The sequence below is a fragment of the Planktothrix tepida PCC 9214 genome (genome assembly GCF_900009145.1).
GTDB lineage: Bacteria > Cyanobacteriota > Cyanobacteriia > Cyanobacteriales > Microcoleaceae > Planktothrix > Planktothrix tepida.
The window spans coordinates 1-902 of sequence record NZ_LN889906.1 but is presented as its reverse complement, the minus strand read 5'-3'; the positions used below and the strand labels follow the sequence as shown (position 1 = coordinate 902).

The 902-nt window shown below is 38.6% G+C and carries 2 protein-coding genes; one reads left to right on the top strand and one right to left on the bottom strand.

Annotation, left to right across the window (positions count from 1 at the left end):
- Positions 1 to 330, bottom strand: a 330-nt coding sequence (locus PL9214_RS29745) for a PqqD family peptide modification chaperone (RefSeq protein WP_139295234.1), incomplete at its 3' end; no start/stop codon positions are given.
- 277 nt (positions 331 to 607) lie between these two features.
- On the opposite strand from PL9214_RS29745, the gene PL9214_RS30995 reads away from it, so the two are divergent.
- Positions 608 to 902, top strand: a 295-nt coding sequence (locus tag PL9214_RS30995; protein ID WP_139295233.1) for a hypothetical protein, incomplete at its 3' end; no start/stop codon positions are given.

Below are 902 nucleotides of genomic sequence, written 5' to 3'. Positions count from 1 at the left end.
CGTCTTAATTGCCTTCCGACGTGACATCCCTGCAATTACATTTGTAGCAGGTTGTCGTAAATACTCTTTAATCAGGGAATAACGTTCTAATTCCTCCAATGTCAAGTAAACTAACCCCCGCATATCCACATCACTATCCGCCGGAAGATTAAACTCCTTTTCGAGTTTATGGGCAATATCATTGACTGTATTTTGACCATTTGATAATTCCCAGACTCTTACTGCTAGTGGCGTTAAACAATGGGAGGAATGATTATCTTGATCGTAAATGATCAACTCATTACCAATATCTTGCAGTAACAGACTTTCAGTTCTGGCGACAGGGAGCATTATTTTTCTCCGTATTTATATTAATGGAAGAGCATTAAAAACAACTCAAATAAGTAGATAGTCAGCAATCAACTTAAACCTGAAAAAGCGAATTAAAAATACAGAAGTAGTTACAGTATTTTGGATTTTACGCTTAATTATGCCCACCTCCTTACAACTCTTTTTTTAGTGCCTATTTACTACAGCAAATTGACCAAATAATTAGTCAACAAAAGTGCAATTTGAATCCATAACGCACACACATTCTGGAACTGGATCGCCTTCAATATAACGTTTTTTGCAAACTCCTCCTGCCTTTTTACAACTATTCTCTTTATCTACACAGAAGAACCCCGTTGTTATGGCTGTTAAGGTACAGTTTCCTTTAGGTAGGATTACACAAGGCTTCTTAGGAGTAGGAGGATCACCTACTGAGGTAGAACCTCCTGGATCAGGAACAGCGATTGATTTAACCATAGGAAACATCGAACCGATCGCAAACCCACCCACCAATGTAGCCGTCTTAATTGCCTTCCGACGTGACATCCCTGCAATTACATTTGTAGCAGGTTGTCGTAAATACTCTTTAATCA